The sequence below is a fragment of the Bacteroidota bacterium genome (genome assembly GCA_039821555.1).
In the GTDB taxonomy this organism is placed as follows: domain Bacteria; phylum Bacteroidota; class Rhodothermia; order Rhodothermales; family Rubricoccaceae; genus JBCBEX01.
The window spans coordinates 133,858-155,667 of sequence record JBCBNX010000003.1 but is presented as its reverse complement, the minus strand read 5'-3'; the positions used below and the strand labels follow the sequence as shown (position 1 = coordinate 155,667).

The 21,810-nt window shown below is 66.3% G+C and carries 23 protein-coding genes; 17 read left to right on the top strand and 6 right to left on the bottom strand.

Annotated elements, in window-relative coordinates; genetic code table 11:
• The first annotated feature begins 11 nt into the window (after positions 1-11).
• The 9 genes from AAFU51_05090 to AAFU51_05050 all read left to right on the top strand — a co-directional run bounded on the left by AAFU51_05090 (position 12) and on the right by AAFU51_05050 (position 7,531).
• Entirely contained in the window at positions 12-959 is a 948-nt protein-coding gene (locus AAFU51_05090; GenBank protein ID MEO1570624.1) for an alpha/beta hydrolase, read from the top strand.
• Positions 960-998: 39 nt separating this feature from the next.
• Positions 999-1,715, top strand: a complete 717-nt coding sequence (locus AAFU51_05085) for a DJ-1/PfpI family protein (protein MEO1570623.1) — start codon at positions 999-1,001, stop codon at positions 1,713-1,715.
• 315 nt (positions 1,716-2,030) lie between these two features.
• On the top strand, positions 2,031-2,273 hold the full coding sequence (locus AAFU51_05080) for a hypothetical protein (GenBank protein ID MEO1570622.1): 243 nt from the start codon (positions 2,031-2,033) through the stop codon (positions 2,271-2,273).
• A gap of 14 nt (positions 2,274-2,287) precedes the next feature.
• Positions 2,288-3,103 (top strand): PhzF family phenazine biosynthesis protein, encoded by an 816-nt coding sequence (locus AAFU51_05075; GenBank protein MEO1570621.1) that lies wholly within the window; start codon positions 2,288-2,290, stop codon positions 3,101-3,103.
• 314 nt (positions 3,104-3,417) lie between these two features.
• Positions 3,418-3,990 (top strand): HXXEE domain-containing protein, encoded by a 573-nt coding sequence (locus tag AAFU51_05070; protein ID MEO1570620.1) that lies wholly within the window; start codon positions 3,418-3,420, stop codon positions 3,988-3,990.
• A 334-nt stretch (positions 3,991-4,324) separates the two neighbouring features.
• Positions 4,325-5,197: an SDR family oxidoreductase gene (locus AAFU51_05065; protein ID MEO1570619.1), complete on the top strand. Its 873-nt coding sequence runs from the start codon at positions 4,325-4,327 to the stop codon at positions 5,195-5,197.
• Between the two features lie 331 nt (positions 5,198-5,528).
• Positions 5,529-6,506, top strand: coding sequence for an aldo/keto reductase (locus AAFU51_05060; GenBank protein ID MEO1570618.1), 978 nt, complete (start codon positions 5,529-5,531; stop codon positions 6,504-6,506).
• 20 nt (positions 6,507-6,526) lie between these two features.
• Positions 6,527-7,060, top strand: coding sequence for an N-acetyltransferase (locus AAFU51_05055; protein MEO1570617.1), 534 nt, complete (start codon positions 6,527-6,529; stop codon positions 7,058-7,060).
• 57 nt (positions 7,061-7,117) lie between these two features.
• Positions 7,118-7,531 (top strand): DUF1330 domain-containing protein, encoded by a 414-nt coding sequence (locus AAFU51_05050; protein ID MEO1570616.1) that lies wholly within the window; start codon positions 7,118-7,120, stop codon positions 7,529-7,531.
• Positions 7,532-7,534: 3 nt separating this feature from the next.
• Here the strand turns inward: AAFU51_05050 and AAFU51_05045 are convergent, their stop codons facing one another.
• From AAFU51_05045 to AAFU51_05035, 3 genes are all read right to left on the bottom strand, one after another.
• Positions 7,535-7,885, bottom strand: a complete 351-nt coding sequence (locus AAFU51_05045) for a n-acetylglutamate synthase (GenBank protein MEO1570615.1) — start codon at positions 7,883-7,885, stop codon at positions 7,535-7,537.
• Between the two features lie 37 nt (positions 7,886-7,922).
• A complete protein-coding gene (locus AAFU51_05040; GenBank protein MEO1570614.1) occupies positions 7,923-8,402 on the bottom strand; it encodes a VOC family protein in 480 nt (159 codons plus the stop codon).
• A gap of 157 nt (positions 8,403-8,559) precedes the next feature.
• A complete protein-coding gene (locus tag AAFU51_05035; protein MEO1570613.1) occupies positions 8,560-9,150 on the bottom strand; it encodes a Uma2 family endonuclease in 591 nt (196 codons plus the stop codon).
• 113 nt (positions 9,151-9,263) lie between these two features.
• On the opposite strand from AAFU51_05035, the gene AAFU51_05030 reads away from it, so the two are divergent.
• The 4 genes from AAFU51_05030 to AAFU51_05015 are packed head-to-tail and all read left to right on the top strand — an operon-like array spanning position 9,264 to position 10,783.
• Entirely contained in the window at positions 9,264-9,494 is a 231-nt protein-coding gene (locus tag AAFU51_05030) for a DUF433 domain-containing protein (GenBank protein ID MEO1570612.1), read from the top strand.
• On the top strand, positions 9,494-10,066 hold the full coding sequence (locus AAFU51_05025) for an AAA family ATPase (GenBank protein ID MEO1570611.1): 573 nt from the start codon (positions 9,494-9,496) through the stop codon (positions 10,064-10,066). Before AAFU51_05030 ends, AAFU51_05025 begins: the two co-directional genes overlap by 1 nt.
• Positions 10,053-10,295 carry a hypothetical protein gene (locus AAFU51_05020; GenBank protein ID MEO1570610.1) on the top strand — a complete coding sequence of 81 codons (243 nt, stop codon included), beginning with the start codon at positions 10,053-10,055 and terminating at the stop codon, positions 10,293-10,295. The genes AAFU51_05025 and AAFU51_05020 overlap by 14 nt, the downstream gene beginning before the upstream one ends.
• The gene (locus AAFU51_05015; protein MEO1570609.1) at positions 10,295-10,783 is read left to right on the top strand and encodes a hypothetical protein; all 489 of its coding nucleotides are present in this window, start codon (positions 10,295-10,297) and stop codon (positions 10,781-10,783) included. Before AAFU51_05020 ends, AAFU51_05015 begins: the two co-directional genes overlap by 1 nt.
• A 60-nt stretch (positions 10,784-10,843) precedes the next feature.
• On the opposite strand, the gene uvrA is transcribed toward AAFU51_05015, so the two are convergent.
• Positions 10,844-13,795: an excinuclease ABC subunit UvrA gene (gene uvrA / locus AAFU51_05010; GenBank protein ID MEO1570608.1), complete on the bottom strand. Its 2,952-nt coding sequence runs from the start codon at positions 13,793-13,795 to the stop codon at positions 10,844-10,846.
• A gap of 216 nt (positions 13,796-14,011) precedes the next feature.
• Here uvrA and AAFU51_05005 point away from each other — a divergent pair, with 216 nt between their 5' ends.
• The 3 genes from AAFU51_05005 (at position 14,012) to arsM (ending at position 16,234) form a co-directional block, all read left to right on the top strand.
• Positions 14,012-14,947 carry an SMP-30/gluconolactonase/LRE family protein gene (locus tag AAFU51_05005; GenBank protein MEO1570607.1) on the top strand — a complete coding sequence of 312 codons (936 nt, stop codon included), beginning with the start codon at positions 14,012-14,014 and terminating at the stop codon, positions 14,945-14,947.
• An 83-nt stretch (positions 14,948-15,030) separates the two neighbouring features.
• Positions 15,031-15,333, top strand: a complete 303-nt coding sequence (locus AAFU51_05000; GenBank protein MEO1570606.1) for a metalloregulator ArsR/SmtB family transcription factor — start codon at positions 15,031-15,033, stop codon at positions 15,331-15,333.
• 4 nt (positions 15,334-15,337) lie between these two features.
• Positions 15,338-16,234, top strand: a complete 897-nt coding sequence (gene arsM, locus AAFU51_04995) for an arsenite methyltransferase (GenBank protein ID MEO1570605.1) — start codon at positions 15,338-15,340, stop codon at positions 16,232-16,234.
• Positions 16,235-16,580: 346 nt separating this feature from the next.
• Here the strand turns inward: arsM and aceA are convergent, their stop codons facing one another.
• A complete protein-coding gene (aceA, locus tag AAFU51_04990) occupies positions 16,581-17,885 on the bottom strand; it encodes an isocitrate lyase (protein MEO1570604.1) in 1,305 nt (434 codons plus the stop codon).
• A 186-nt stretch (positions 17,886-18,071) separates the two neighbouring features.
• Complete coding sequence (locus AAFU51_04985; GenBank protein MEO1570603.1) at positions 18,072-19,772, bottom strand: malate synthase A; 1,701 nt, start codon at positions 19,770-19,772, stop codon at positions 18,072-18,074.
• A 248-nt stretch (positions 19,773-20,020) separates the two neighbouring features.
• On the opposite strand from AAFU51_04985, the gene AAFU51_04980 reads away from it, so the two are divergent.
• A complete protein-coding gene (locus AAFU51_04980; GenBank protein ID MEO1570602.1) occupies positions 20,021-21,556 on the top strand; it encodes an XRE family transcriptional regulator in 1,536 nt (511 codons plus the stop codon).
• The last annotated feature ends 254 nt before the right edge of the window (positions 21,557-21,810 follow it).

Below are 21,810 nucleotides of genomic sequence, written 5' to 3'. Positions count from 1 at the left end.
AGGGTCCACTCATGGTACCTACGACCTCGACCCAGACACCGGGCCACAACGCGGGTACGGACCCGCTGCGCGCCGAGGCGACGGCGTTCTTTCTCGCCCAGCCCGTGCGCTACGCGGTCACCTCGGGGGCCGAAGTCGCCTACCGCCGGTTCGGCACCGGCCCGCCCGTCGTGTTCGTGCACGGCTGGCCGTTCAACGGCTTCACGTACCGCGCGCTCGCCTACCGGCTGCGCAACGCCCACACGTGCATCGTGATCGACCTGCCCGGCACGGGCGAGAGCCGCTGGAGCGCCCGCACCGACTTCTCGTTCCCCGGTCAGGCTGCGACACTCGCCGAGATGGCCACCGGGCTCGGCCTCGACCGCTACGCTGTGGTCGCCCACGACACCGGCGCGTCTATCGCGCGGCACCTCGCCGACCCCGGATCCGGTCCGGGGCAGGCTCCCGGCCGCGCGCGGCTCGACCGCCTCCTGCTCTTCAACACCGAGATCCCCGGCCACCGGCCGCCGTGGATTCCGTTCTACGCCCAGCTGGTGCGGGTCCCCGGCGCGCACCGGCTCTTCGCCCCACTCTTCCGCGCCCGCGCCTTCCGTCGCTCTGCGATGGGCTTCGGCGGCTGCTACGCCGACCCCGCGCTCCTCGACGGTGACTTCAGGCGCTACATCCTCGACCCCGTCATCGCCTCGCCGACGAAGGCGCGCGGATTGGCGAAGTACCTCCAAGGCCTCGACTGGGGCCGCATCGACGACTTCGCGCGCCTGCACCCGACGCTCGACCTCCCCGTTCGCCTCATCTGGGGGGCCGCCGACCCAACGTTCCCCGTCGAGCGAGGCCGGGCGATGTCCGAAACCTTCCCTGCGTGCGCGGGCTTCACCGCAATTCCCCGGGCAAAGTTGCTGGTCTACGACGAGTTTGCCGAGGCTGTCCATCCGCACGTCGCGGCTTTCCTGGCGGCGTGATTCGACCCCGCAATCCCCCCGAACGACACCCCTAGAACGATGCAGATAGCGATTGTCCTGTACGACGGTATGACGGCCCTGGACGCAATCGGGCCGTACGAAGTGCTGCGTACCATCCCCGACGCGGATCTGCGGTTTGTCAGCAACACGCCGGGCCCGGTGGTGACCGACAGCGGCGTCTTGGTGCTGGGAGCCACCCACTCGTTCGCCGAGACGCCCGCCCCCGACCTGTTCCTCGTCCCCGGATCGACGGCCGACACCGCCACGGCGATGGCAGACCGCGCCCTGATTGAGTGGGTACGCTCTGCCCACGAGACGAGCACCCTGACGCTCTCGGTGTGCACGGGGGCGCTGGTGCTCGCAGCGGCGGGCATTCTAAAGGGGCGTCCTGCCACGACGCACTGGGCGGCGCAGAGCGTGCTGAAAGGCTTCGGCGTAGACGCACGCCGCGACGAGCGCATCGTCCGGTCGGGCAAGATCATCACGGCGGCGGGCGTGTCCGCCGGCATCGACCTCGCGCTCGACGTCGTCATGGAGCTGTGCGGCCAGGCGCATGCCGAGGTCACGCAGCTCGCCATCGAGTACGACCCGCAGCCGCCGCTGGACGCCGGTCACCCCTCGAAGGCGTCGCCGGAGATCTATCGCACCGCGAAGCGGGAGGCGTTCGTGGCCGCGCGAAATCCACGGGACGTGGTCTCGATTCCGAAAATCCTCTGGCGCCAGGCGATCCAGCGGGTTCGCAGCAAGGCGGCGTGATCGTTCAACCCGGCTCTGTGCAGACAAGGTCATCGACCTGCACGTTGTCGCTTTCCACGTGGAGTGGGATGAGGTTAGGTGTTTAGCTCCATGACGTCACCCGAAGCAACGTCTTTCGCTGAGCGACTGAATGCGATCAGATGGGACTCCTATCACACGGCCTACGGTAGCGCTGTAAGCGTGCCTAATCAGCTGCGAAGACTGGCATTAGGTGAGAAGTCAGACGCGTTAGAGGCCTCCCACAACCTATGGTGCGGTTTGTGCCATCAGCATGCCTATGTCTCCTCCGCAGCTGTACCCGCCTTCCCGTTTCTCATGGATGTGCTGCGGCAGTGCGATGCCGAGCTTCGTACTGAGTTGCTGGACATCATCGCAGGCTTCGTCGTGTGCACAGACCATCGGCATCCCGAAGCTGACGGAGGCGTTCAGAGGAAACTACGTGCCTTGCTTCAGGCCGAGCTTCCCTACTTTCGCACCCTGGTGGGCGCTGAAGGCTCAGAAGGCTTTGCAGAGTGGATCGTGGAAGATCTCGAACAGCGAAGCGCTTCGTCCCACTGACAGCCGCGCAGGCTATGCGTATCCCCCTATACCAAGTCGACGCCTTCGCTAGCCAGCAATTCGCGGGCAATCCGGCAGCGGTGTGCGTGCTGGAAGCGTGGCCGGACGACGCGCTGCTGCAGGCGATTGCAGCGGAGAACAATCTCGCCGAGACCGCCTTCGTCTCCGCCAACCTGGACGGCAGCTACCGCCTGCGCTGGTTCACACCCAGCTTCGAGATCCCGCTCTGTGGCCACGCGACGCTCGCCACGGGCTTCGTGCTGTTTCACCACCTCGGCGTGGAGCGCAGGCCCCTGCGCTTCCACACGCGGAGCGGCGAGTTGCTCGTCCACTGGGAGGGCGAGCAACTCGTGATGGACTTCCCTGCCTACGCCGCCGAACCGGCCACGCTGACCGACCGCATCGTCGCCGGACTGGGCGGGCGTCCCAACGAGTTCCTCCGTGCGGGCATCAACTACTACGCGGTGTTCGAGGACGAAGCGCAGGTCCGTGCGCTGCAACCAGACTACGGCCTGTTGATCGATCTCATGCGCGGCTCCGAGATGATCGGCTTCGTCCCGACGGCACCGGGGCAGGACTACGACTTCGTCTCGCGCTACCTCGCGCCCGAGGAAGGGACCAGTATGACCGAGGACCCGGTGACCGGCTCGATCCACTGCGCGCTCGTGCCGCTCTGGGCCGACCGCCTTGGCAAGACGACGCTGCACGCCTACCAGGCGTCCCCGCGTGGCGGCGAGCTCTTCTGCGAGCTGATCGAGCGCGGAGGCGTGCCGCGGACGCTCATCGGCGGCTACGTGCAGTCCTATCTCCAAGGCGTCATCGAGGTGTGAGCGCCCATTCTGGGTCCTTACCGCGTATGATCCCGATGCGGCGTTTGGTTTCCCCATTCGATCTAGGCGGACCTTGCGTGTGAAGTGGTATCGACCATGTCGTATACCTTCCAACTTGTCATGCTAAACTCGATGCAGCATCTCAGCGATGCTGAGAACCGCCACAGTCGCCAGAGATTGGCTTCGCCTGACTTCGGCTCTGAATCAAGTGCAGGAGGGCACGAGCCCAACTCATTGAGCGGACTTGGAGAGATAGCCGTGTGGCGTTCTTTTGATCAGCCGGCTCTCGTCCCGTCCACCACAGAGAAAGAACCATGTCGTACGAGCGGTTGACCTCCAACTGGGTCTACGGCGGCTTCTTGTCCGCCTTCGTCATCACGGCGCTCGGCTTGGTGCTGCTGCGCGACGCGTCGCTGGCGTTGGTCCTCGTCTATCTCCACCTCCCGATGTACCAGGTTCACCAGTACGAGGAGCACGACGGGGACCGCTTCCGGACCTGGGTCAACGACGTGATGGGCGGCGGGCGCGATCTGCTCCCCGTCACGGCGATCTTCGTCATCAACATCGTGGGGGTCTGGGCGCTCTTCACGGCCGTGATCGTCGGGGCCGCGTCGTACGACATCGGTCTGGGGCTGGCCGTCGTCTATCCGACGCTCATCAACGCCGTCGCGCACGTCGTGCCGGTGCTCGTGCGCCGTGCGTACAACCCGGGGGCTGGCACCGCGGCGCTGCTGTTCCTTCCGGTGTCTGGGGCGACGCTCTGGGTCCTCAGCCGCACCCCCAGCGTTGACCGCCTCGACCATGCCATCGGCCTTGCCGTCGGCGTCGTCCTCCACGCGGTCATCGTCTTCTACGTGCGGTGGCGGTTCCAGCGGCTGAGCGCCTAGGCAAGACGATCCTGCACGCTTGCCTATCGTCCGAGTGCGACCGCGAATCCTTCTGGGGGCAGATCGAGCACGACGGGCCGTCACGAGCGCTCGTCGGCGGTTGCGTGCAGCCCTACCTCCAGGGCCTCATGAAGGTGCGGGGCGTCGGGCGTTCGGTTCGCGACGCGACGCGAAACCCCGGCGCTGCGCGGGCGTGGTCCGTGAGTGGTCGGCGTTGACGGGAAGTGCCACCGCATAGGCTTGTGGAATCCGCCCCCCTGCGGGTGGCAACGTCACACCTGCCTCGGGGTCACAGACCGCGTTATTTCTCCCCAACCTTCTGCCAGGAACACGTATGTCGAAGAAGATCCTCATCACCGGATGCAGCAGCGGCTTTGGTCTCGACGCCGCGAAGACCCTCGCCCAGAAAGGCCACCACGTCTACGCCACGATGCGCGCCGTGGACGCGCGCAACGCTGCCAAGGCACAGGAGCTTCGCGACTTCGCCGCCGCTGAGGGCGTCTCGATCTCCGTCCACGAGATGGACGTCACCTCCGACGAGAGCGTGCAGCAGGCCGTGCGCGAGATGGACGGCGTGGACGTGCTCATCAACAACGCGGGCTACGGCTACGGCGGCCCTGTCGAGTCCTTCACCGCCGACGAGTTCCTCGCGCAGCTCGACCTCAACATCGTGGGCACGGCGCGCGTGGCCAACGCGGTCCTGCCCGGCATGCGCGCGCAGAGCGACGGGCTCATCATCCAGGTGAGCTCGACGGCCGGCCGCGCCGCGTTCCCAGGCTTCGGCGTCTACAACGCCAGCAAGTGGGGCCTCGAAGGCCTGAGCGAAGCGATGCGCTACGAGCTCGCGCCGCTCGGCATCGACGTGGTCCTCGTTGAGCCGGGGCCGTTCGAGACGAGCTTCTTCGAGAACATGAAGCAGGGCTCGCGCCAAGAGGTGATGGCAGCCTACGGGCACGTCGGCGAGTTTTTCCAGGGCTTCGAAGGCACCGTGCGCGACCTGTTCGCCAACGGCGAGGCCCCGACCGACGCGCACATCGTGGTCGACATCTTCAGCCAGCTCATCGACATGCCGCACGGCAAGCGGCCGATGCGCACCATCGCCGGGCTCGACTTCGGCTTCCAGGCCCTCAACGACGCCAGCGAGCCGATCCGCAAGGGCGGCCTTGAGGCATTGGGCGTCGCGGAATGGGACGGCCCGCAGGGCTAGAAAACGGGTGCGCCGAAAATCTCGGTAGCTCTCCGCCTAGGCTGAGCGTGTCCTGGCCCAGGCGGAGAGGCGTTCACAGATTGTTGTCATTCTGAGCGAGCGTAGCGAGTCGAAGAACCTCCGAGTCAGCATCCAAGTCGCGTCTCCGCGACGAGATACGACGGAGATCCCCCGCGTTCGCGAGGGCAGGCTCTTCGTCTTCATTCGCTCTGCGAATTCCGCTCAGGATGACAAGAAGAGCGCGTTCTATGAGTATCTCCCCTTGGTAGCCTCACAATCGTACGGGCTGCGCAATCACGATGCCCTCCCTTTCTTCGCCAAGCTCACCCCAATGAAAAAGAGACCGCTCGGTCGCCTCAATCCCGTCACCGAGTGCGGTCTGGGCTGCTGGCAACTCGGCGGCGGCTGGGGTCGCCCCTGGGACGACGCCATCGCCCAGCAGATTCTCGGCGCCTCGTACGCCCACGGTGTCCGCTTCTTCGACACCGCCGATGTCTACGGCAACGGTGCGAGCGAGCAGTCCGTCGGGCGCTTCCGGGCAACGCATCCCGACATCGTCGTGGCGACCAAGCTCGGGCGGACGGGCGAGTTGTTTCCCGACCAGTATTCCGAGAACGGCCTCCGCGCGGCCACGAAGCGCTCACGGGATCGTCTTGGTGTCGAAACGATCGACCTGACGCAACTCCACTGCGTGCCGATGGAGGTGCTGCGCGCGGGCCACGTCTTCGACTGGCTCCGCCGCCAGCGCGATGACGGCCTGATCGCGGCGTTTGGCGCGAGCGTCGAGTCGGTGGGGGAGGGGCTGTTGTGCCTGGAGCAGGAGGGGCTGACCTCGCTGCAGGTCATTTTCAACATCTTCCGCCAGAAGCCTGCCCGCGAACTCTTCAACCGTGCCGCGGAGCGAGGTGTGGGGATTATCGTCCGGCTGCCGCTTGCGAGCGGGCTCCTCACCGGCAAGCTGACCACGGACACCGTTTTCCGGAAGGACGACCACCGCGCGTTCAACCGCGACGGCCAGGCGTTCAACGTCGGCGAGACGTTCGCGGGGCTGCCCTACGAGCGAGGCGTCGCCCTCTCGGAGCACCTGCGCGACTACCTACCCGAGGGCGTCTCAATGGTCGAGATGGCGCTGCGGTGGGTCCTCGACCATGAGGCGGTGTCGGTCGTCATCCCGGGCGCGAGTTCGCCCGCCCAGGCCGAGGTCAACGCGCACACCTCGGCGCTGCCGCCGTTGTCGGACACCCTGCACGAACGACTGCGCGGGTTCTACGACGAGCACGTGCACGATCACATCCGAGGACCCTACTGAGTCACGTCTGACCGATTCCCATGGCGCAGCTTCGACCGGCGACCGTCCACGATGAGGTAGGCATCCGCGCGTTGCACCTCGCCGCGTTTCCCGAAGCAGAGCGCGACACCATCGCGACGCTGGCGGCCGACCTCCTCGCCGAGCAGACGACGCCCGAGACGCTGACGCTCGTAGCCGAAGCCGACGGCGAGATCGTTGGACACGTCGCGTTCAGCCCAGTCACCATCGGCGACGGTGAACCTGGCGAGGGCTACATCCTGTCGCCGCTTGCCGTCCATCCCGATGCGCAACGACAGCGGCTCGGCAGTCAACTCGTCGAAACGGGCCTCGCCCACCTAGCCGGGCGCGACGTCGCCCTCGTGCTCGTCTACGGCGACCCCGCCTACTACGGCCGCTTCGGTTTCGATGCCACGTTGGCTAAGGAGTACGCTGTGCCATATCCGCTCGCCTATCCGTTCGGTTGGCAGGCCAAGGCGCTAGTTGAACGTGATGTGCTCCCGCCGTCCGGAACGCTGGCATGCGTCGCCGCGCTGAACGACCCCACTCTGTGGTAGACATCTGGACAACCCGCTCCGCCTTGACATCCCCGCTACCTTGTCTCTAAATCCCGCATGAGCGCCTACATCGACCCGCGCCCTGACGCCATCGCGGCGTTTCTCCGACGCGACCGCACGGCCCCGGTCATCATGCTGAACCTGCTGCGGTTTCGCGAGACGGCCGACTACGGTGCGCACCCCGATCTCGCGCTGCTGTCTCCCACCTCCGGGCGCGAGGCCTACGCAGTCTACCTCCGCCACACGCGGCCCTTTCTCGCCAAGTACGGCGCGGAGATCGTTGTCCACGGACGCGGCGAGGCGTTCCTGATCGGGCCGGACGGTCCCGCGTGGGATGCCGTGCTCGTGGTCCGCTACCCGAGCGTGAATGCGTTCCTCGGGCTGGCGCAGGACCCAGACTACCTCGCCGGCGCAGGACACCGCACCGCCGCGCTGGCCGACTCCCGGTTGCTCCCGCTGGACACGGAGTGACCACTACGGCGCGATCTCCTCGACAACCGACGTGCCCGCGCTCTCGTCTCCCGAGGTCCATCGCCAGCGCTCGTGCAGCCGCAACCGTCCGTCTGGCAGGACCTCCGGCGTCGAACGGCATGTGCCCGTCATCAGGTCGCCATTCGTGTTGACGTGCGCGTACCGCATGTCGAGGACGCCGTCCACATCAACAGAGGCGACGAGCGTGCCGAAGCGGACGCCGCCGCCCTCGTAGGTCGCCCACACGACATCGCCGCGCTGGCGGTAGGCGAAGCGCGTCGCGTCGCTGACCTCGCCGTTCGGGGCGTTCGAGACGGCGCGGAACTGGCGACCATCGTAGGAAATCGGTGGCATGGAACGGAGGTAGAGGATGGGTAGGGCAGGTCAGGCGCTATGCCGCGTCGCTCCACCGCTGAAGCTCTACGACGTTGCCCTCGGGGTCCCGGCAGTAGCACCACGTCACGCGCTGCCCCGCCGAAGCGACAGACTCGACCACCTCGCCGACGGCCTCGCCGCCCGCAGCGAGCACGGCTTGGCGCGCAGCACGCACGTCATCGACGGCGAAGGCAATGTGGCCGAACCCCGGCTGGTGGACGGTAGGCGGCTGGATTGCGCCTTCGTAGGGTGGGGCGTCGTACGTGTAGATTTCGAGGGTCGGCCCGTCGGGGCCGCCGCCGGGGAGCCGGAGGTGGACACCTCGTTGGCGTGCGCCGGGGAGGGTGGTGCCAGCGGCCCGGCCCGGCCCGGCGTAGTCCCGCTCAGGCGGTACGAACTCGCACCCGAACACGGACGTGTAGAACGCAGCGAGGCGGCGCCAGTCTCGCGCGACGACGTTGACGTGGCCGAAGCGGGCGGAGGGAATCGCAGGCATGGATCAGGAGGTGAACGGCGCGCGGTGAATGGCCATAGAGAGATCACTCCGCCCGCTGGAAGTTGCCACGCCTGCATCTACACACAACGTCGCTCAGTTGCATCCGTAGTAACCGATACACGGACCTGGCCCAGACGGGTTAATCCGGTGTCGACAACTATGCGCTGAATAGGGCGCGCAGCCCGAGTGACCACCCAGGTAGCAGCGGCGTCGTCAGCACATCGTCAGCGTCCGTCGAGAGCGCGGCGCTTCGTTCGTAGGTCGTCGCACCTTTAGGTAGCCGGTAGATCTCCACCGTGTCCGCTTCGGGATCGACGAGCCAGTATTCCGGCACGACATACTGCGCGTAGAGCGCCCGCTTTGTCCGCACGTCGCGGCGACGAGACCCGGGCGATATGACCTCCACCACGAGCGAGGGCACACCGCGGATGACCTCGGCGATGATGCCCGCCCTGTCTCGCGCGATGAACAGCACATCGGGCTGCACGACCGCGGCGTCCTCGTCCAGCACTACGTCCATCGGCGCGATGACGGCCGTACCGAGGTCCTGCTCGCGGGCATAGATGAGGAGGCTCGCGTAGATCGTACCCGTGCGATGCTGGTGACGGAACGACGGCGAGGGCGACATGACGAGCGCACCGTGGATGAGTTCGTAGCGGTTGCCGTCCTCCGGCATCGCGCAGAGGTCGGCATACGTCAGCCGGGGCTCGACGGGTGGAGAGAGTGGAACTGTCGTTGTGGTCGGCATGAGCGTTCGGCAGGCTAGCGTGTCTTCACACGCGCAACATCTCAGCGTGCTCCCTACGGCTTGGATCGCAGGCGTGCTCCGTGCGTTGAGGAGCTAGGTCAACCTCCAAGCCCATGCAGCGCCACGAGATCTACCACGTAGACCCCGGCATCCTCAGCGGTACGCCGGTCTTTGCTGGTACCCGCATGCCTGTGGACTCCTTGATCGATCACCTTAAGTTCGGCGACTCGCTTGATGAGTTTCTCGACGGTTTCCCAACCGTGTCGCGCGAGCAAGCCATCGCGTTTCTAGAAGCCGCACTGGCGAGTGCGCTGGAGGTTACGCCACGCGCAGAGCCAGCCTGATGCCGCAAGCGATCATCGTCGGTGGTCCGAACGGAGCGGGCAAGTCCACACTGGCCTACGAGTACGTCGAGGTCTACGGCTACACCTACCTGAGCGCGGACGAGATCGCGGCGCGGCTGCGTCCCGACGAGCCGAGCGCGGCCCGCATCGAGGCGGGGAAGCAGTTCTTCGTGCGCTTGCGCGACCTGATCGCCGAGGGGCGCGACTTCATCGTGGAGTCTACCCTTGCGGGGGAAGGCTTCCGCCGCATCCTCGACCGGCTCGCCCGCGCAGGCTACACAACGCATATCGCGTTCGTCTTCCTCGACAGCCCAGCGCTCTGCATCCGTCGCGTCGCGCAGCGCGTCCAGGCGGGCGGTCACGACGTGCCGACCGACGATATCGTCCGCCGGTACACCCGCAGCAAGGCGAACTTCTGGACGATTTATCGCTTTCAGGTAGACGGTTGGTTTCTCGTGTACAACGCGGGCGAGCAGTTCCAAGAAGTGGCTACCGGATCGCGCGGTGTGTTCGAGGTGTCCGACGAAGACCGCTTCACACTTTTTCTCAGCGACATCGATGGAGCAGCCTAAAGAAAACGGACGCCTTAGCCTCGACCTCTATCAGAGGGCGGCGGAGCTACGCCGCATAGGCAACCGCGCTGTGGCGAAGGCGCAGGCCCGCAACCGCGCCCTCGGCATCCCCAACGCCTACAGCCACCACGGACGGCTCTACTTCGAACTCCCCTCCGGCGAGATCACCGACGACGACCCGTTCAGCAACGCTGTTGCATCGGATAGCTCAGACCGTCAAGCTCGCTGATGCGAACCTTCCGCTACGTTGGTCCGGACTCAATCAGAGAGCAGGTCGCAGGCCAACCGGGCGGTTTGGAAATTGCAACGCAGACTGATCTCAAACGCTGGGCAGAATCCGAAGCGGTTCAAGCCGAGGATGGCTGGTGCACGTATGTGGTGTCAGCAGAGGGGCGCTTACTCGTAGCGTCGAGGAGAACGGAGCATGTGGCTTGCGCCGAGGGAAAGCTTGTGCGCTGCGCTGGCGAACTGCGTGCAACGACGAAAGGCGAAGTCGTAGAGATCAGCAACAATTCGACGGGGTACTGTCCCGCAGAGGACACGTGGGATGCGGTGAGGTCAGCGCTCGATGAAGCGGTCATCGAACATCCCGGTGACTTCACGTTCACAGCCGTCTTCAGAAAGTGCGAGGCGTGCGGGGCGCGCAACCTCGTCAAGGACGGGTGGCTCGAGTGCGCGATGTGTGGCGCTCAACTCCACGAATCGTGGAACTTCTGACGTACGGAATGGAGCAGGACTGCTCGTTCACACGTCCACGCCTTCACACGTCCATACCTCCTACTCCTCCTCATCCGGCACGTCGGAGTCGTCCTCGCTCAAGAGGTCGTCCAACTCGATAGAGACATCGGCGGCACCGTCGCCGGAGGCATGACGGGCGAGCTCCTCGCGCATGAACCGCGCGGTGGCCGTGTCGGCCTGCGCGAGCTCCTCGGGCGTGCCTGTGAACACGATGCGTCCGCCGCCCGCGCCGCCGTCGGGGCCGAGGTCCACGATGTGGTCGGCCACCTTCGCCACGTCCATGTTGTGCTCGATCACGAGGACCGTATTGCCCTTGTCCACGAGCGCCTTCAGGACGGCGAGCAGGTGGCGGATGTCCTCGAAGTGGAGGCCCGTCGTGGGCTCATCGAGGATGTAGAGCGTCTGGCCAGTGCCGGGGCGCGAGAGCTCCTTGGCGAGCTTCACGCGCTGCGCCTCGCCGCCCGAAAGCGTCGTCGCGGCCTGCCCGAGGCGGATGTAGCCCAGGCCGACGGCGTCGAGCGTGCGCAGCTTGCGCGCGATGCGGGGGACCTTCTCGAAGAACACCAGCGCGTCCGAGACGGGCATCGCCAGCACCTGGGCGATGTTCTTGCCCTTGAAGCGCACGTCGAGCGTCTCGGGGTTGTAGCGCTTGCCCTTGCACGTCTCGCACTCCACGTAGACGTCCGGCAGGAAGTTCATCTCCAGCTTCACCACGCCCGCGCCCTTGCACGTCTCGCAGCGCCCGCCCTTCACGTTGAACGAGAACCGCCCCGGCTTGTAGCCGCGCAGCTGCGCCTCGGGCGTCCGCGCGAAGAGGTCGCGGATGAGCGAGAACAGGCCCGTATAGGTCGCCGGGTTCGAGCGCGGCGTTCGTCCGATAGGCGCCTGGTCGATGGCGATGACCTTATCGATGTGGTCGAGCCCCTCGATGTCGCGGTAGGGGAGGGGCACGGCCTGCGCCTTGTGGTAGTGCGCGGCGAGGAGCGGGTAGAGCGTCTGGTTGATGAGGCTCGACTTGCCCGAGCCGGAGACGCCCGTGACGCAGGTGAACGTGCCGAGCGGGAGGTCGAGGTCGACGTCCTGGAGGTTGTGCCCGCGCGCGCCGGTGAGGCGGAGCGTCTCGCCCGTGCCCGCGCGGCGGTCGTCAGGGAGTGGGATGCGGCGGTCGCCGAGGAGGTAGGCCGTCGTCAGGCTCGCCTCGCCATTGCGTGGGAGCTTGGAAGGCTCAGCCGCAGCGAGGATCGTCCCGCCGTACTCGCCCGCGCCGGGGCCGATGTCGACCACAAAGTCGGCGGCCTCGATCATCTCGCGGTCGTGCTCGACGACGAGGACCGAGTTGCCGAGGTCGCGGAGGTTTTCGAGCGAGCCGATCAGCCGGTCGTTGTCCCGTGGGTGCAGGCCGATCGAGGGCTCGTCGAGGACGTAGAGGACGCCCGTGAGCTGCGTGCCGATCTGCGTGGCGAGGCGGATGCGCTGGCTCTCGCCGCCGGAGAGCGTCCGGGCGGGGCGGTCGAGCGTGAGGTAGTCGAGGCCGACGTTGAGCAGAAAGTCGAGGCGTTCGCGGATCTCCTTCACGATGGGCGCGGCGATGAGCGCCTGCCGCTCGGCGAACTGCACGCGGTCGAAGAAGGCGCGCAGGCTGCGGAGGTCCTGCTTGACGAGATCGTCAATGTTGGCCTCTTCCCCGTCCGGGTCGCCGATTTTGTAGCTGAGCGCGATGGGGTTGAGCCGCCCGCCGCCGCACTCGGGGCAGGGCTGCTGGCGCATGAACGCGTCCGCCCACTCGCGCTGCTTCTTGCTCGACGTGTTCTCGCGCGTGTGCTCGATATGCTGGATCACGCCGCCGAAGCGGTGCTCGTACTTGACCTCGCGGCCCTTGTACTGGTAGACGATGTCGAACTGCTCGTCGCCCGCGCCGCTCAGGATCACCGTCTGCTGCTTCGCGGTGAGGTCCTGCCACGGCGTCTCGAAGTCGAACCCGTAGGCCTGCGCGATGGCTTCGAGTTGCGCGAACGTCCAGATGTCGCGCGGCTTGCCAAGCGGGGCGATGGCGCCCTGCGCGATGGTCTTCTCCGGGTTCGGGACGACGAGGTCCCGGTCGATGGCGCGGACGGTGCCGAGGCCCGAGCAGTGCGGGCATGCGCCGTAGGGCGAGTTGAAGCTGAACGTGTTCGGCGAGGGGTCGTCGTAGCTCAGCCCCGTCGCCGGGTCGGTGAGGTGGCGGCTCATCAGCCGGTCGCCGGCCTCCACGCGGTCGTCGCCGTCGCCATTCGCTTCCGCGATTTCCACGATGAGCGAGCCGCCGCCCATGCCGAGCGCGACTTCGACGGACTGCGCCACGCGCGGGCGGATGCCGTCCTTGATCTTGAGCCGGTCCACGACAACTTCGATGTCGTGGATCTTGTAGCGGTCCACCTTCATGCCCGCCACGATAGGGCGGCTCTTTCCATCGACGCGGACGCGCTCGAAGCCCTGCTTGGCGATCTGCTCGAAGAGGTCGCGGTAGTGCCCCTTGCGTCCGCGCACGACCGGCGCGAGGATGGAGAGCTTCGTGCCCTCGGGCAGCGCCACGATCTGGTCGATGATCTCGTCGTCCGACTGCCGCACCATGCGGTTGCCGGTCTCGTACGAATACGCCGTCCCGGCGCGCGCAAAAAGAAGCCGCAGGAAGTCGTAGATCTCCGTCACCGTGCCGACCGTCGAGCGCGGGTTGCGGCTGACCGTCTTCTGCTCGATGGCGATGACCGGGCTGAGGCCGTCGATGAAATCCACGTCGGGGCGCTCCATCTGGCCGAGGAACTGCCGCGCGTAGGCGCTCAGCGACTCCATGTAGCGTCGCTGCCCCTCGGCGTAGATCGTGTCGAAGGCGAGCGACGACTTGCCGGAGCCGCTGAGGCCGGTGAACACCACGAGCGCGTTGCGCGGCAGGTCGAGGTCGACGTTCTGGAGGTTGTGCTCGCGGGCACCGCGGATGATGATCCGGTCGTCCATGCAGGGCGGAGGGCAAGGGGGCGAGTGGAGGCGCAGAGCGGGGCGCTGGTGGAACAGACGCTCTACCCGTAGGCAAAACCACGCGTTCCGGCCGCGAGGTTAGCCCTGGGTGAAGCCTGAAAAGCGTACGCGTGCCGACTGCCACAGGTGTGTCAGGCATCGCAGCGCGAGGCCTACTTTGACGCAGCGCTGTTTTCCCCCAACTCTGTCGTTTCCATGCGTCCTCTCTCTCTTCTCGCTGCTCTCATTGCACTGCCTACGTTCGCCCAGCCAATGGATTCGCCTGTGCCAGATGGGGCAGAGGTGGAGCAGGTAGCAACGGGCTTTCAGTTTACCGAGGGGCCGGTGTGGAAGGACGGCGCGCTGCTCTTCAGCGACATCCCTGCCAACACGGTCTACGCCTACACCGACGCCGATGGGGCCACGCCCTACCTCCACCCGTCGGGCAACAGCAACGGCCTCGCCCTCGACGCGGAGGGGCGGCTCCTTCTCGCCCAGCACGGCTACCGCCAACTCGCGCGCCTCGACGCGCCCCATGTCCAGACGACGCTCGCGGATACCTACGGCGAGATGCAGATCAACAGCCCCAACGATATCGCCGTGCACTCGGACGGCTCGGTGTTCTTCACCGACCCGCCCTACGGCGTCGGCCAGGCCGACCCGCAGCTTGGCTTCTCTGGCATCTACCACCTTGCGCCCGACGGCACGCTGACGCTCCTCGACATGGCCCTGCACCGCCCCAACGGCATCGCGCTGTCGCTGGACGAGCAGACGCTCTACGTCACCAACTCCGAGACGCGCCAACTCTTCGCCTTCGACCTCGGCGGCGACCTGACCGAGGGCTACACGCTCACGCACATGCGCGAACTGGCTAACCTCGGCTCCGAGACGTTTGCCGGCGCCGAGGGCTACACCGACGGGCTGAAGCTCGACATCGAGGGGCGGCTCTACGTCACCTCGCCGGTCGGTGTGAGCATCCTCGCCCCCGACGGCACGCTCATCGACGAGATCGCGGTGCCGGAGCAGACCACCAACTGCACGTGGGGCGACGACGACCGCCGCACGCTCTACATCACCTCCGGGACGAGCCTCTACCGCATCCGTCTCAATGCCACGGGAGCACCAGTACCGGGGAGCAGCGCTGGCGAGTAATCATCTTATCGTTTTTTTGCGATGAACGCTTGCGGGGCGCCTATTTGTTTGCTATCGTATATCGTCGATCAGCGATAAAGGACATGAACACGATGACTAACGAGCAACTCGCGCTCTGGGGCAAGGCCCTGGGTCACCCGGCGCGCATCGCCATCCTTCGAGCTCTTGCTGCACGTGGCACGTGTGTGTGCGGCGAGATCGTGGAGGTGCTGCCGCTCGCCCAATCAACCGTCTCGCAGCACCTCAAGGTGCTTCGGGAGGCCGGGCTCGTGCAGGGCACCGTCGACGGCCCGCGCACCTGCTACTGCCTTGATGAGGCAACTCTTCGTCGTGTCCAGTCTGCTTTCGGTGGTCTATTCACGGCACTCCAATCTTCTTGCTGTTAATGCTATGTCTACCACTGCAACCATCCGAGACACCGCAGCGTGCTGCAGCCCAGCTACCTCCTACGAATCGGCCTCCGTTGATCGCTCCGATGCCGACGCAGTCCGCGCCTCCGTCCGCGCGCAATACGCCGCGGTGGCGGTCGGCGAGACCAACTCCGAGGGCTGCTGCGGCCCCGCCTGCGGCGGGGATGCCAACGACGGGGTCAACTTCATCGGCGACGGGTATGTCGGGACCGATGGGTACCTCGCCGACGCCGATCTCCAGCTAGGCTGTGGGGTGCCCACAGACCTCGCAGAGCTCGCGCCGGGCGACACCGTGCTCGATCTCGGTAGCGGAGCCGGCGTGGATGCCTTCATCGCACGGCGGGTTGTCGGCGGTGACGGGTTCGTAATTGGGGTGGACATGACGCCAGAGATGGTCGAAAAAGCCCGCACCAACACCGAGGCGCTCGGCTACACCAACGTCGCGTTTCGGCTCGGCGAGATCGAGGCGCTACCTGTAGAAAGCGACAGCATCGACGTGGCGATCTCCAACTGTGTGCTCAACCTCGTCCCGGACAAGGCGCAGGCGTTTGCCGAGATGGCGCGGGTCCTGAAGCCGGGCGGACACTTCTGCGTATCGGACGTGGTTACCCGAGGTGCGCTGCCCGCTTCGGTCAAGCGCTCCGCGGAGCTATGGGCGGGCTGCGTAGCGGGTGCGATGGACGAAGGGGCCTACCTCGAGGGACTCCGAGCAGTAGGTTTTGAGGAGGTAGAGGTGCGTGCAGCTCACCCGCTTGATCTCCCCGACGCCGCCCTCGCAGCGTTTCTGTCGCCTGACGAACTCGGGGCCTACCGCGCGAGCGGGGGCGGTCTCTACAGCGTGACGGTGTTTGGGGTGAAGCCCATATCCACTGGGTGACGCCGACGCTGCACAAACCAGGGCGCCTCGTCCTCCTTGATGTGTCGAGTCCAGTCTGCCTTCGGTATCTTCCCGGGTCCCCTTAACCTTCCTGCTACTAGACCTATGAGCACGACCGACAACTGCTCCTGCTGCGATTGCACAAACTGTAGCTGTACATGCTGCTGCAACTGTGAGTGCGCCTGCTGTACGCCGTCGAAGACGGACAGCTAAGCCGTCACGCTAGACAAAACCCAAAGCGCCCCGGCCTCCTCTCTGGATGGAAGCCGGGGCGCTCGCGTGGTGCGCATCCCGCTGGCGTCGCCCCCCACCACAAGAGTTGACGCCCGCGCCGATGCGCTAGGGTTTAGAATTGGGCTGCTTCCGTCGAGTGCGCCATCGCGCCCGTGGAGGCCTTGCCGCCGGTGATCGCCGTGCGCACCTCGTCGAAGTAGCCTGTGCCGACCTCGCGCTGGTGCTTCGTGGCCGTGTAGCCGCGGTCTTCGCTCGCAAACTCGGCCTCCTGCAGTTGCGAGTAGGCGAACATGCCGTCGGTCTTGTAGCCGTGGGCGAGGTCGAACATGCTGTAGTTGAGCGTGTGGAAGCCCGCCAGCGTGATGAACTGGAAGGTGTAGCCCAGCTTGGCGAGTTCCTTCTGGTAAACGGCCAGCTCGGCGTCGCCCATGTGCTGCTTCCAGTTGAAGCTCGGCGAGCAGTTGTAGGCGAGCAGTTGGTCGGGGTACTTCGCGTGGATGGCCTCGGCGAAGACGCGGGCCTGTTCCAAGTCGGGATGGCTGGTCTCCATCCACACGAGGTCGGCGTAGGGGGCGTAGGCGAGCCCGCGGGCGATGCAGGCCTCCATGCCGTTGCGGACGTGGTAGAAGCCCTCCGGCGTCCTGCCCTGCTCGCGGTCGATGAACGGCGCGTCGTAGGGGTCTACGTCGCTCGTGATAAGCGTGGCGGCTTCGGCGTCGGTGCGGGCGACGAGGAGCGTCGGCACGCCGAGTACGTCGGCGGCGAGGCGCGCGGCGTTGAGCTTCTGCACGAACTCCTGCGTGGGTACGAGCACCTTGCCGCCGAGGTGGCCGCACTTCTTCTCGGCCGCGAGCTGGTCCTCGAAGTGGACGCCCGCTGCGCCTGCGCGGATCATGCCCTTCATCAGCTCATAGGCGTTGAGCACGCCGCCAAAGCCCGCCTCGGCGTCGGCCATGATCGGGGCCATGTAATAGGTCTCGTCCTGGCCACCCTCAGCACGGGCGATCTGGTCGGCGCGCAGCAGCGTGTTGTTGATCCGCTGGACGACCTTCGGGACCGAGTCGGCAGGGTAGAGGCTCTGGTCGGGGTACATCTCGCCCGCGAGGTTCGCGTCGGCCGCGACCTGCCAGCCAGAGAGGTAGATCGCCTTGAGGCCCGCCTTGACCTGCTGGAGCGCCTGCCCGCCCGTGAGCGCGCCGAGCGCCGCAACGAACTCGCCGTTGCCCTCGTGGATCAGGTTCCACAGCCGCTCCGCGCCCATCTTGGCGAGGGTGTACTCGATCGGGAACGAGTTCTGGAGGCGCGCTACGTCGGTGGCAGTGTAGTCGCGGGTGACGCCTTTCCAGCGCGGGTTGGTGTCCCAGTCCTGCTGGATGGCAAGGGCGGCCTGGTCGACGGAGGTCATGCGGAGTTCCATGGCGTTGAGGGCTAGCCCGAAGGCGGGACGGGCGGGTTGGGGGATCGGAAGTTGAGGCGGCTCCCCCTGCTTCCCTCCCCCTGAAGGGTCGGGAAGCTGCCCCCCTCACGTGTGAGGGGGACAGTCCGAGGAGCGGAGTTCGACAGAACGGAGGCGACGCAGGACGGGGGGAGCCGTCTGGAAGCATCACACCATCACGGCGCGGTCGGTAGCGACGCCAGCGAGGTCGGAGCGGGTCGTGAGGAAGTCGCGCATGGCGTCCTCGGTGAAGATGGCAGCGGCGTCGCGAGCGGCCTGCTCGTAGCGCGCGAGTTCGGCCGCGACGACGGCCTCGGGCTGGCCCGCCATCGCATCGCCGATCTCCTCTTTGATCTCGGCTAGCTCCTGGTCGAAGATGCTCAGCACGAGCGACTTCGTCACCTGCGGGCCTTCGTCGAGGAAGATGCTCTGGTGGAGCCACTGCCACGTTTGCGAGCGGCTGATCTCCAGCGTGGCCAGGTCCTCCATGAGGTTGTCCCAGGCCACGCAGCCGATGTCCTGGTTCCAGCCCTTCATGTAGGCGATGCCGACGCGGACGTTGGTGCGCAGCCCGGCCATCGTCTTGGGGCCGTCCGACTTCGGGAGCAGGTCGGGGCGCTCGGGTAGGGCGGGGATCACGCCGAGTTGGTTCTTGGCCCCGTCGAGCTGGGCGAGGAAGGGCTCCATCGCCGGGCCGATGAAGTAGGGGTGCGACACCCAGCAGCCGTCGTGGCCGATGGACGCCTCGAACTCCTTGTCGGCGACAACCTTCGCGGTCTGGCGCGTGCGCAGTTCGGGGTCGCGGCCAGGCGTGAACGCCGCCATGCCGCCCATGCCGAAGGCGCCGCGGGTGTGGCACACGCGGATGAGCTGCTTGGCATAGTTGCTCATCCAGTCGCGGTTCATGCCGATCGTGGCGCGGTCGGCCATCACGCGGTCGGCGTGCGCGCGGAGCGTCTTGATGTCCGAGAAAATCTTGTCCCAGCGCCCGCCGTTGAGGCCCGCCGCGTGCGTGCGGATCTCGTAGAGGATCTCCTCCATCTGGTAGGCGGCGGGCAGCGTCTCGATGAGGAACGTCGCACGGACCGTCGAGCGCTCCAGCCCGAGCGCGTCCTCGATGCCGTCCATGAGCGTGTTCCACCAGCGCGCTTCGAGGTAGTGCTCGACTTTCGGGACGTAGAACTTCGGCGTGGTGCCCTTCGCTATGAAGGTTTTAGCCGTGTGGTAGGCGACCAGCGCGAAGTCGAGCAGGCCGCCTGAGATCGGCGCGCCGTCGATGCGGAGGTTGGACTCGTCGAGGTGGAGGCCGCGCACGCGCACCATGGGGAGCGCCATGTCGGCAGGGTCGAGCTGGTAGCGCTTCACGACCACGCCCATCGCGTCAGTCTTCTCGGCCGAGAGCGTGCCCTCGGCGATGCCGATCACGTTCTCGACGCCCTGCATGACGTTGTTCCAGGACGGCTTCATCGAGTCCTCGAAGTCGACCATCGCGCAGTCGGCGCGCTGCCCGTCGGCCGTGCGCGAGAGCATGTTGATCACCATCTTCGCGTCCGAAACGGGACCCGTGATCTCGACGCGGCGCATCTGGAGGTCCTCGGGCAGCGGCGCCACCTGCCAGTCGCCACGTGCGTCCGGGTGCTCGGTCGGTTCGAGAAAGCCGGGGCGCGCGCCGTTGTCGAAGGACTCCTGGCGGGCCTTGCGGGCCATGAGAAGGCTCTGGCGCTCGGGCTCCAGCGCACGGTGGAGGCGGGCGAGCAGCGCGAGGGCGTCGGGCGTGAGCAGGCGGCGCGCCTGCGGCGTCCAAGCAAAGGTGTTGATCTCGACGCCGTCGGCGAGTTCGTTGGAGCGGTCGGTGAGGGGGGGCTGCATGGGCGTGGGAGGTAGGGAGCGTGCAGAGGGCATGGACGGCGGGAGGACAACCTAGAGCCGCGTATATCTGGAAGCAAGCGAAATTTCGCTAACAGATTACTTTCATTCGTCGGTAGGTTTTTCGCCCTATCTTTCGCTCCCAGCGAACGATGTAACCGCTTTACCTCTATACCTGCGGCATTAAGCTTCGGAAGCGCTTCCGGTTTTTTCGGAAGCGACTCCATCCTGCCACCCCCCTGCGTTCCCCGATGTCCGAAAACGCCGACCAACTCCGCCTCATCCTCGGCCTGAAGCTCAAGACGCTGCGCCAGGAGCAGGGCCGCCCGCTCCGCGACGTCGCCGAAGCCGCAGGCGTGTCGATCTCCTACCTCTCCGAGATCGAAAAGGGCAAGAAGTACCCCAAGCCCGAGAAGCTCATTGAGCTGGCCTCGGCACTCGGTACCACCTACGACGACCTCGTCTCGCTCCGCGTGGAGGACGAACTGCAGGACATCAAGACCGCTATCGCCTCGCCCTTTCTGCGGGAGTTCCCGTTCGAGCTGTTCGGCGTGGAGCCAGAGGACGTGATTCGGCTGGTCGCGGGCAAGCCCGAGGAGGGCAGCGCTCTCGTACGGACGTTCCTGGAGGTGATGCGGCACTACGACCTCCGCAACGAGCACTTCCTCTTCGCGGCGCTGCGGTCCTACCAGCAGATGCACCGCAACTATTTCCCCGACATCGAGGCCCAAGCCGAGGCCTTCCGGGCGGCGGCGGGCTTCGACGTGGAGGCCCGGTTGACCGACGAGGACCTGCGCGGCGCGCTCGCCGAGCGGTTCGGCATCACCGTCGATCTGGACGCGATCCCCGGGCACCCCGACCTCGACCGGCTGCGCTCGATCTTCCGCGCCCCGGCCGGCCCGAGGCGCAAGCGCAACAGAGCGATGGGCGCGGTGCTGCACGTCAACCCGAAGCTGATGCCGTCACAGCGGGCGTTCGTCTACGCGCGCGAGATCGGCTACCACCACCTCGGCCTCACCGACCGCCCGACGACCTCGACGTGGATTGAGCCGAAGTCGTTTGACCAGGTGCTCAACCACTTCAAGGCGTCCTACTTCGCCGGGGCGCTCCTCATGCCGCGGGAGCGCGTTCGCCGCGACCTCACCGCGCTCTTCGCCGGGGAGCAGTGGGACCCTAAGCAAATCCTGCGCGGCCTCGACGCCTACCGCGTCACGCCGGAGATGCTCTACTACCGGCTCACGGAGGTCATCCCGACCGACTTCGGGCTCGACGAGATCTACTTCATGCGCTTCAACCACCGGCTGGGCACCGACGAGTACAAGCTGACAAAGGTGTTCAACATGTCGCGTGTGCCCGTGCCCCATGGCATCTCTGCGCTGGAGCACTACTGCCGTCGCTGGGTGTCGATGGAGACGCTGCGGGCGCTCGAAGACGCGCAGCAGACCATCGGCAACCCGCCGCCGGTTGTGCGTGCGCAGCGGGTACGCTTCGTCAACGACGCCGCTGAGTTCTTCGCCATCGCCGTGGCGCGCCCACTTGCGCTGAAGCCTGGCGTCAACTCCGTGGTGTCGCTCGGCTTCCGCATCGACGCGGACTTCAAGCGGGTCGTGCGCTGGTGGGACGACCCCGACGTGCCCGTCTCGAAGGTGAACCTGACCTGCGAGCGTTGCCCGCTCAACGACTGTGCGGTTCGAGCCGCGCCGCCGACCGTCCTGAGGCATGACGCACGCATCGAGCGGCAGCGCGAAGCCTTGGCTGTGCTGATGAACGGGGCTGCCCTCAGCTAGGTCATAGCGACATTCAGGCTGATGGCCGCTCCCAGCTTCGATTCCGCTCCGGGCTTCGATTCCGCTACCACTGCGTTCGACTCGTCGCCCGGATCCGGGCCTGGCAGGGCTTGGCTCGTGGCCGGCCGTGTTTTCCCGCTAGGGCTCGCACACTACAACCGGCAGGCGTGGCGTTCCGGGGTCAGTGCGGTTCTCGGAGTGCCGCTCCGGGTGCGGCCTGGCGCACTGAAATGCCCCGTGCGCGGTTTGCGAGC

What these genes read in the sequence shown, in the direction of transcription:
- AAFU51_05090 (MEO1570624.1), top strand. Translation starts at nt 12, where the DNA reads ATGGTACCTACGACCTCGACCCAGACACCGGGCCACAACGCGGGTACG.
- AAFU51_05085 (MEO1570623.1), top strand. Translation starts at nt 999, where the DNA reads ATGCAGATAGCGATTGTCCTGTACGACGGTATGACGGCCCTGGACGCA.
- AAFU51_05080 (MEO1570622.1), top strand. Translation starts at nt 2,031, where the DNA reads ATGGATGTGCTGCGGCAGTGCGATGCCGAGCTTCGTACTGAGTTGCTG.
- AAFU51_05075 (MEO1570621.1), top strand. Translation starts at nt 2,288, where the DNA reads ATGCGTATCCCCCTATACCAAGTCGACGCCTTCGCTAGCCAGCAATTC.
- AAFU51_05070 (MEO1570620.1), top strand. Translation starts at nt 3,418, where the DNA reads ATGTCGTACGAGCGGTTGACCTCCAACTGGGTCTACGGCGGCTTCTTG.
- AAFU51_05065 (MEO1570619.1), top strand. Translation starts at nt 4,325, where the DNA reads ATGTCGAAGAAGATCCTCATCACCGGATGCAGCAGCGGCTTTGGTCTC.
- AAFU51_05060 (MEO1570618.1), top strand. Translation starts at nt 5,529, where the DNA reads ATGAAAAAGAGACCGCTCGGTCGCCTCAATCCCGTCACCGAGTGCGGT.
- AAFU51_05055 (MEO1570617.1), top strand. Translation starts at nt 6,527, where the DNA reads ATGGCGCAGCTTCGACCGGCGACCGTCCACGATGAGGTAGGCATCCGC.
- AAFU51_05050 (MEO1570616.1), top strand. Translation starts at nt 7,118, where the DNA reads ATGAGCGCCTACATCGACCCGCGCCCTGACGCCATCGCGGCGTTTCTC.
- AAFU51_05045 (MEO1570615.1), bottom strand. Translation starts at nt 7,885, where the DNA reads ATGCCACCGATTTCCTACGATGGTCGCCAGTTCCGCGCCGTCTCGAAC.
- AAFU51_05040 (MEO1570614.1), bottom strand. Translation starts at nt 8,402, where the DNA reads ATGCCTGCGATTCCCTCCGCCCGCTTCGGCCACGTCAACGTCGTCGCG.
- AAFU51_05035 (MEO1570613.1), bottom strand. Translation starts at nt 9,150, where the DNA reads ATGCCGACCACAACGACAGTTCCACTCTCTCCACCCGTCGAGCCCCGG.
- AAFU51_05030 (MEO1570612.1), top strand. Translation starts at nt 9,264, where the DNA reads ATGCAGCGCCACGAGATCTACCACGTAGACCCCGGCATCCTCAGCGGT.
- AAFU51_05025 (MEO1570611.1), top strand. Translation starts at nt 9,494, where the DNA reads ATGCCGCAAGCGATCATCGTCGGTGGTCCGAACGGAGCGGGCAAGTCC.
- AAFU51_05020 (MEO1570610.1), top strand. Translation starts at nt 10,053, where the DNA reads ATGGAGCAGCCTAAAGAAAACGGACGCCTTAGCCTCGACCTCTATCAG.
- AAFU51_05015 (MEO1570609.1), top strand. Translation starts at nt 10,295, where the DNA reads ATGCGAACCTTCCGCTACGTTGGTCCGGACTCAATCAGAGAGCAGGTC.
- uvrA (MEO1570608.1), bottom strand. Translation starts at nt 13,795, where the DNA reads ATGGACGACCGGATCATCATCCGCGGTGCCCGCGAGCACAACCTCCAG.
- AAFU51_05005 (MEO1570607.1), top strand. Translation starts at nt 14,012, where the DNA reads ATGCGTCCTCTCTCTCTTCTCGCTGCTCTCATTGCACTGCCTACGTTC.
- AAFU51_05000 (MEO1570606.1), top strand. Translation starts at nt 15,031, where the DNA reads ATGAACACGATGACTAACGAGCAACTCGCGCTCTGGGGCAAGGCCCTG.
- arsM (MEO1570605.1), top strand. Translation starts at nt 15,338, where the DNA reads ATGTCTACCACTGCAACCATCCGAGACACCGCAGCGTGCTGCAGCCCA.
- aceA (MEO1570604.1), bottom strand. Translation starts at nt 17,885, where the DNA reads ATGGAACTCCGCATGACCTCCGTCGACCAGGCCGCCCTTGCCATCCAG.
- AAFU51_04985 (MEO1570603.1), bottom strand. Translation starts at nt 19,772, where the DNA reads ATGCAGCCCCCCCTCACCGACCGCTCCAACGAACTCGCCGACGGCGTC.
- AAFU51_04980 (MEO1570602.1), top strand. Translation starts at nt 20,021, where the DNA reads ATGTCCGAAAACGCCGACCAACTCCGCCTCATCCTCGGCCTGAAGCTC.